General features: G+C 69.7%; 6 protein-coding genes and 2 pseudogenes. 4 read left to right on the top strand and 4 right to left on the bottom strand.

Annotated features, from left to right (window positions below):
- A pseudogene (locus tag RWN05_RS17375) lies at positions 1 to 555 on the top strand (hypothetical protein); the annotation flags it as partial.
- Positions 556 to 685: 130 nt separating this feature from the next.
- On the opposite strand, the gene RWN05_RS17370 reads toward RWN05_RS17375, so the two are convergent.
- Both RWN05_RS17370 and RWN05_RS17365 read right to left on the bottom strand, forming a co-directional pair.
- A complete protein-coding gene (locus RWN05_RS17370; protein WP_314140507.1) occupies positions 686 to 1,288 on the bottom strand; it encodes a hypothetical protein in 603 nt (200 codons plus the stop codon).
- Positions 1,289 to 1,421: 133 nt separating this feature from the next.
- On the bottom strand, positions 1,422 to 1,757 hold the full coding sequence (locus RWN05_RS17365) for a nuclear transport factor 2 family protein (RefSeq protein WP_314140506.1): 336 nt from the start codon (positions 1,755 to 1,757) through the stop codon (positions 1,422 to 1,424).
- Between the two features lie 276 nt (positions 1,758 to 2,033).
- Here RWN05_RS17365 and RWN05_RS17360 point away from each other — a divergent pair, with 276 nt between their 5' ends.
- On the top strand, positions 2,034 to 3,524 hold the full coding sequence (locus RWN05_RS17360; RefSeq protein WP_314140504.1) for a DUF222 domain-containing protein: 1,491 nt from the start codon (positions 2,034 to 2,036) through the stop codon (positions 3,522 to 3,524).
- 192 nt (positions 3,525 to 3,716) lie between these two features.
- Positions 3,717 to 4,136, top strand: a complete 420-nt coding sequence (locus RWN05_RS17355; RefSeq protein WP_064294781.1) for a hypothetical protein — start codon at positions 3,717 to 3,719, stop codon at positions 4,134 to 4,136.
- Between the two features lie 3 nt (positions 4,137 to 4,139).
- On the opposite strand, the pseudogene RWN05_RS17350 reads toward RWN05_RS17355, so the two are convergent.
- Positions 4,140 to 4,259 (bottom strand): annotated as a pseudogene (locus RWN05_RS17350) (ribosomal protein bL36); the annotation flags it as partial.
- A gap of 95 nt (positions 4,260 to 4,354) precedes the next feature.
- On the opposite strand from RWN05_RS17350, the gene RWN05_RS17345 reads away from it, so the two are divergent.
- Complete coding sequence (locus tag RWN05_RS17345; RefSeq protein ID WP_314140502.1) at positions 4,355 to 5,440, top strand: GTP-binding protein; 1,086 nt, start codon at positions 4,355 to 4,357, stop codon at positions 5,438 to 5,440.
- Between the two features lie 66 nt (positions 5,441 to 5,506).
- Here RWN05_RS17345 and RWN05_RS17340 read toward each other — a convergent pair whose 3' ends face one another.
- Positions 5,507 to 6,388, bottom strand: coding sequence for a LysR family transcriptional regulator (locus RWN05_RS17340; RefSeq protein ID WP_079003628.1), 882 nt, complete (start codon positions 6,386 to 6,388; stop codon positions 5,507 to 5,509).
- Between the last annotated feature and the right edge of the window lie 100 nt (positions 6,389 to 6,488).

The following is a 6,488-nucleotide window of genomic DNA, read 5'->3' as shown; positions in this document are numbered from 1 at the left end:
CCGGCGGCGGTCGGCGACCCCATCGGCTACGCCATCATCGCGGCGAACACCGGCACGCGGACCCTCACCGGCACCGCGATCACCGCGTCACTCCCGGAACTCTCCGAGTTCGTCGTCGAGTGGCCGGGCGCAGCGGGCGTCCTCGCTCCGGGTGAGCAGGTCCGCGTCACGACCGGGTACGCCATCACGGCGGCGGACATCGAGCTCGGGTCGGTCACGAACGTGGCGACCGCGCGAGGGACCGGGCCTGACGGCGTCGACGTCGACAGCAGCGCCTCCGTGTCCGCCGAGCTGAGCAGCACGATCGTCACGCCGGACCCGGACCCGACCCCGGATCCCACGCCGACCCCGGAGCCCTCCCAGTCGCCCGCTCCGGGAACGGTCGCCCCGGCACCCGGTGCGACCACCGGTGACCTCGCGAAGACCGGTGTCGAAAGCGGCGCGCTCACCGGACTCACCCTCGGTGCACTGCTCCTGTTCGGTGTCGGCGCCGCGGTGCTCGCGGAGACGCGCCGGCGGTCACGCGCCGCAGCAGGCGCTGAGCGGAACGCGTAGACGCATCAGCTGGTGCAGCGGAGGGCGGGTTGTCGACAACCCGCCCTCCGCTGTGTTCCCGGAGCGACTCCGCTCGTCGGCTTGATCGCCGAACGGCCGCCCAAGCTCGAATCCCGATCAGGCCTTCGGATCAGGCCTTCGGGATGAGCGGGATGACGTCGCGGCTCGGCGGAACGACCTCGCCGCTCTTGCTGCCACCGATGACCTTGCCCTCCGGGCGGTCGTAGACGAGGTCGAACTCGGTCTCATCAGTGCGCACCCAGGCGCCGATCCAGCCGGTCGCCGTCTCACCGGCCGGTGTCGCCTGCAGCAGTGAGTACCCGGCCGACGCCATCGGAGCCTTCAGCTCTTCGGGCGTTCCGAGGCCGAGCGTCACATAGTCGAGGTTGACGGCACGGGTGGTGACGGAGACCCGGTGCGGGAAGACGCTGCCGCCGTACTCGTCGCCGGCTTCGAGTCGGACCTGGACGAGCATCGGACGCAGGCCGTCGGTGGTGCCTGCAGGCGCCGGGAAGTCGTCGACCATCGCGAGGGCGGTCACCTTCGTACCGTCGACGTCGTCGGTGAGCGTCTGCTCCTGGAGCGGCGTGCTCGGCGGCTGCGACACCGACGGCGTCGGCGAGGCGGAGGATCGGTCCGCGTCCGACGAGGAGCCGGTGGAGCAACCGGTGAGGGCGATGGCAGCGATCGTGAGAGCCGCGGCCAGGGTCGTTCGACGAGAACTGATGCGCATGACTCAATCCTGTCAGACACGCCCAGGTGCGATCCGTCGCCGGATGGTCGGGCGCGGGCGACGCGGGCGCACGGAACGGCCATGTGGCGTTGCAGTCCCGTGCGACCGCGATGCACGCGTTCGATCCAGCCCCTCAGACAGCGCCACCGAAATAGACCTCGACCTCCTGGACGGTTCCGTCCACGACACGAGTCGCTTCCAGGTTGCGGTACGTCTTCCCTTGCACGACGTACTCGTAGCGGTGGAGGACGATGCCGTCGGTCTCGACGATCTGGAGCGTCACGCCCGGGGTGTCGAAATGGTCGGCGGTCGGGAAGCAACGCTCGAGCCAGGTCGCTCGGTCGAGGTGGTCGTCCTGCGGGCTGGTGAAGACGAAGTCCGCATGCATGAGCGCCTCGGCAGCAGCCCGATCCTGCTCGCGGAACGCCCGCATGAACGCCAGAACCGTGTCGATCGCCGATGAACGCATGCGGTGATCCTACGCGCGGGCATGGCGCTGCGGTCGGGGAAGATGTCCGCGTGGGCCCTTCGACCCTTTCAGCGACCGGCTGCCGGCGTTTCGACCCCTGCGCCGGTCGCGGGGCCCGCTTGAACCTCCCGCAACGCTCTTCGATCACCGAGGAGACTCGGTCCCTGAGCTTGTCGAAGGGCACCCCGAGCAAGCATCAACTGTGGGATAAATTCCCAGATCAGGATCTGATTCTTTGGCCGTTCGGGTGTCAGTGGTCCGTGTTTGGATGGACCCATGACCAGCACCGCACCGAACCCGCTCACCGCCGCCGCGGTCGGGTTCGATGCGGTCTGGCAGAGCGCGCTCGATGCGATCCGTCCAGGCGTCGGTGTCGCGGAGCAGCTCGAGAACATGAACGACGAGGCGATCCTCCGCGTCCTCGACGAGCTCGGTGCTGTGCAGCATGCGGTCGAGGTCCTCGCCGCACGCGTCACCGGCGCGATCGCGTTGCGCCCGTCGCCTTCCCGCCTTGACGGCACCCTGGTGCGCGCCGCCGGTTACGCCAACCCGGGTGTCATGGTGTCCGAGCGGTGGCGGGTGGCACGCGCCCGAGGCGCGGCGATCGCGGAGGTCGGTGCCGCCATCACGCGGCCCCGCGGGTTGCTCGGCGAGCTGGAGGAATGCCCGTTCCCAGCAGTCGCGGCATCGCTCGAACCGGCCGCCAGTCTCGAGTCATTGAACCCCGACGTGGTCTCGGACGACCCCAACCCGTCAACCAGCACCGGCACACCCAGAGCACCCCTGAGCGTCGACGGTGCCGCGGTCATCGTCCGGGAGCTCCGCAACGCCGGCCGCATCTGCACCAGAAGCGAACTCGAGACGGCCTCGGTCATCGCCATCGAGCACGCCGCCCACGCGCCCCTGCAGGACGTCACCCGCATCGCCAAACTCGTCCGCACCCGCCTCGACCAAGACGGCCGCGAACCCCGCGACGAACTCCTCCGCCGCGCAGAACGCTGCACCATCCACGAACTCCCCACCGGCATGACCCTCCTCCGCGCCGAACTCGCCCCCGAAAGCGCCGCCTTCATCCGCGCCGGCCTCGACGCCCTCATCGGCGCCACCACCCGCAAACCCCACTTCACCAACCCCGACACGGCCGACCCCGCCGACCAACCCGACGACTCCGGTCACCCCATGCCCCACGGGCCCACCCTCATCCCCATCGACCGACGACGCGCCATCGCCCTCACCGAGACCTTCCGACACCTCGCCGGCTGCAGTGGCGCCGCCACCGAACTCACCCCCGTCACCGTCATCATCCGCACCGACCGAGACACCCTCGAAACCGGCCTCGGCACCGCCACCATCGACGGCATCGACGAACCCATCGGAGCCGGCGCCCTCCGCCGCCTCGCCGCCGACGCCAACCTCATCCCCATGATCCTCGGCGGCCCCTCCCAAGTCCTCGACCTCGGCACCAGCACCCGCCTGTTCACCCGCGGACAGCAACTCGCCCTCGCCGAACGCGACGGCGGCTGCGCCTGGACCGGCTGCACCCACCCACCATCCTTCACCGAAACCCACCACATCACCTGGTGGTCCCACGGCGGCCCCACCAACCTCGACAACGGCATCCTCCTCTGCCCCTTCCACCACCACCGCATCCACGACGACCACTGGACCATCACCATCCAAAACGGCATCCCCTGGTTCATCCCACCCAGCCACATCGACCGCCACCAAACCCCCATCCGAGGCGGACGCATCCACCTCGCCGCCTGAACCAAGGCACCCGCCCGCCCTTCGACAAGCTCAGGGACCGAAACCGGAACCAGCACGCGTCGACGCCGCATGGGCACCGCTCCCCATCGCGGGTGGACAGCCGACCTCGGTACCGTGATGGACGAGCCGACGGTCGCGCGGGTGCCGTGTGTTCAGCTGCGCGTCGCGACCGACACCCGAAGAGGAGCACACATGATCATCTGGACCCGCTGGGGCATCGTCGTCTTCCTGATCTTCGGGCTCTCCGTCGGCGCCGGCTTCCTCATCAAGGCGATCGTCTCCCCCGACGGCGGATCGGCGCAGTCCGGGGTGTTCGTCGGCATCGGCTTCCTGCTCGGCGCCGTCGCGTGCTGGGCCTTCGGGAAGTTCGCGCTGGCGAAGCTTGATGCACCGCGGCCGGTCGTCGTGTGGCAGCAGCTCGCGCAGCCGTACGTCAACGAGCACGGCATCACCGTGAAGCAGGAGGCCGTGCCCGTGCGCCACCCGCAGACCGGCGAGCAGCTCTACAGCCGCCCGAGCTCCACACTCTTCTTCATCCCCGTCCGCTTCTGGGCGTACGTCATCGCCGCGCTGGGTGTCGTCACGATCGTCGTGAACGTCGTGCGCGGCTGACGCTCAGCCCTGGCGACTCTTCCACCGCGGGTTCTGTTTGTCGATGACGAACACCCGCCCACGGCGGCGGACGATCTGCGACCCCGGCCTGCCCTCGAGCGACTGGAGTGATGCGCGGACCTTCCTGGTGACCTCCTGGTGATCACAGGGCGTGCTACCTTGTTGAGAACAATTCTCAATAGAACGCACTGTAGACCCATCGACCAGGAGAACCCGCCGTGACCACGCCTCGCATCCCGCTGACCGTCACGCTCGTGCTCGGCACCTGTCCGCCGGAGCGTCGCACCGTGGCTCGACAGATCGCCGGTCGATCCGCGGCGCTCGTCACGATCGAGCGACAGGAAGGCACTGAGAGCGCCCGCCCCGACATCGACGACGCGATCGACGCCGTCGCGCGTCACCCGCTCGCTCCCCGGCACCTCGTCCTCGATTGCGGGAGCACGGTCCGCCCGGTCGACGCGGTCTCCGCCGTCCTCGGGCACCGCGACACGGCCGTCCTGGACGCCGTCGTGACGGTCGTCGACGCAGCCCATCTCCTACACGACCTCCAGGACGACGAGTGGGTCACCCACGACGAGGACGGCGACACGGCCTACACCGCACGGTCGATGATCACCGTGGAGCAGCTCGAGTACGCGGACACCATCGCCGTCGCCGGCCGACGCGGCGTGACGCACGAGCGACTCGCGGTGCTCCTCGCTCTCCTCAGCCACCTGAACCCGACGGCGCTGACGCGGATGGTCGAGCCGGTCGCGGCCCGGCCACGGGCCACACCCGGCACTCCGGCGACCGCGAGCAACCGCGAGCCGCTCGCCCGCTACCGCGACTCCCCGTTCGAACTGGACCGTTTCAGCACGTCCCCCGGGTGGATAGCGATGCTGAACGGCGAACACCGGCCATGGGTGGATCACGACCGCGTGACCACCCTGCGGTTCGACAGCCCCCGACCGATGCACCCGGAACGACTCCTCGCGTGCTTCGACGGACCTATCGAGGCGGGGCGGTTCGGCCGGCTCATCCGTACGGCGGGGTTCCTCGTCCTCGCGACGCGCGCCTCCCGCGTCGGCGTCCTGCAGCACGTCGGCCGGATGATCGATCTGGAACCCACATCGTTCGAGACGAACGACCCTGGCGCACCGCTCGGCCAGGAGCTCGTCGTCACCGGGATCGACCTCGACGAGCCCGCCGTCACCGCCGCCTTGCACGACTGCACGCTGACGGACGAGGAACTCCTCGCCGGGCCGGCGGCGTGGGCGCACTACCCGGACGCCTTCACGCCATGGAGCACCACCCGCGAGCACTGAGCAGCAGGCCCGCCAACTGCCCGAAACGGTTCGGATCTCGGTCGATTTCGTGCAGGTTCGGGCGACTCAGTGGATCCGCGCGCTCACCCACTCCTCGCGCACGAACCGCACGAACTGCTCGACGGCCGGCGACACCGCCCGGGCACGGCTGGTGGCGACACCGATCACCCGGACCGCCTCGTCGTCGAGCGGGACGAGCACGACGCCCTCCATGCTCGTGGAATCGGGGAGAACGGCGATCCCGACCCCGGCGCGCACGAGACCACGGAGCGTCGACAGCTCGGACACCTCCATCGTCACCCGGGGCACGACGCCGTGCCTCGCGAAGTACGCGTCCGCGATCTGCCGGAGCCCCGAGTCCGTCGTCATCGCGAGGAACTCCGTCTGCTCGAGATCGGACGCCGCCAACGACGTTCGGTCGGCGAACGCATGCCCGACCGGCACGCCCAGCGCGAGCCGCTCGGAGGTGAGCGGACGCCACTCGATCTCCGGATCACGCGGTTCCGGGCTGAGGAAGGCGACGTCGGCCGAGCCGGAGCGGAGCGCGTCCAGCACACTGTCGGCCTTCCCACCGTCGAGGACGAACCGGATGTCCGGCAGCAGCTGGCGGTACTCGCTCACGATGCGCGGGATGAGCCAGCCGCCGAGGGACGAGACGTAGGCGATGGACACGAGACCGGCCGAGGGGTCTCGGAGCTCGTCGATCCGCGACTGCGCGTTGTCGAGCTCGGTCTGCGCACGGAGCGCGTGCACGAGGAGGATCTCGCCGTAGCGGTTGAGTTCGAGCCGGCTGCGGTGACGGTCGAACAACTCGACCCCGGCGTCCGCCTCGAGCCGACCGATCGCCCGCGTCAGCGTCGACTGGGAGATACCGAGCGCCTCAGCGGCGTACGGGACGTGACCGTCTTCGGCGAGCGCCCGAAGGTACGCGAGTTCGTCGATCCTCATGCCCTCATGATGCCGCACCGGCGAGCCCGGCTGGGGCGGCACCTCGACAAGCTCGGTGACCGGGGAGCCGCTCGGCGACGGGATGAGTTCGGCGACCGGG

Source organism: uncultured Plantibacter sp. (assembly GCF_963518075.1).
Lineage (GTDB): Bacteria > Actinomycetota > Actinomycetes > Actinomycetales > Microbacteriaceae > Plantibacter > Plantibacter flavus_A.
The sequence above is the reverse complement of the archived record's forward strand: the minus strand, read 5'-3'. Positions and strand labels throughout refer to the sequence as shown.

Coding starts and splice junctions, on each gene's coding strand:
- RWN05_RS17340 (WP_079003628.1), bottom strand. CDS start 6,388: ATGAGGATCGACGAACTCGCGTACCTTCGGGCGCTCGCCGAAGACGGT.
- RWN05_RS17360 (WP_314140504.1), top strand. CDS start 2,034: ATGACCAGCACCGCACCGAACCCGCTCACCGCCGCCGCGGTCGGGTTC.
- RWN05_RS17355 (WP_064294781.1), top strand. CDS start 3,717: ATGATCATCTGGACCCGCTGGGGCATCGTCGTCTTCCTGATCTTCGGG.
- RWN05_RS17365 (WP_314140506.1), bottom strand. CDS start 1,757: ATGCGTTCATCGGCGATCGACACGGTTCTGGCGTTCATGCGGGCGTTC.
- RWN05_RS17370 (WP_314140507.1), bottom strand. CDS start 1,288: ATGCGCATCAGTTCTCGTCGAACGACCCTGGCCGCGGCTCTCACGATC.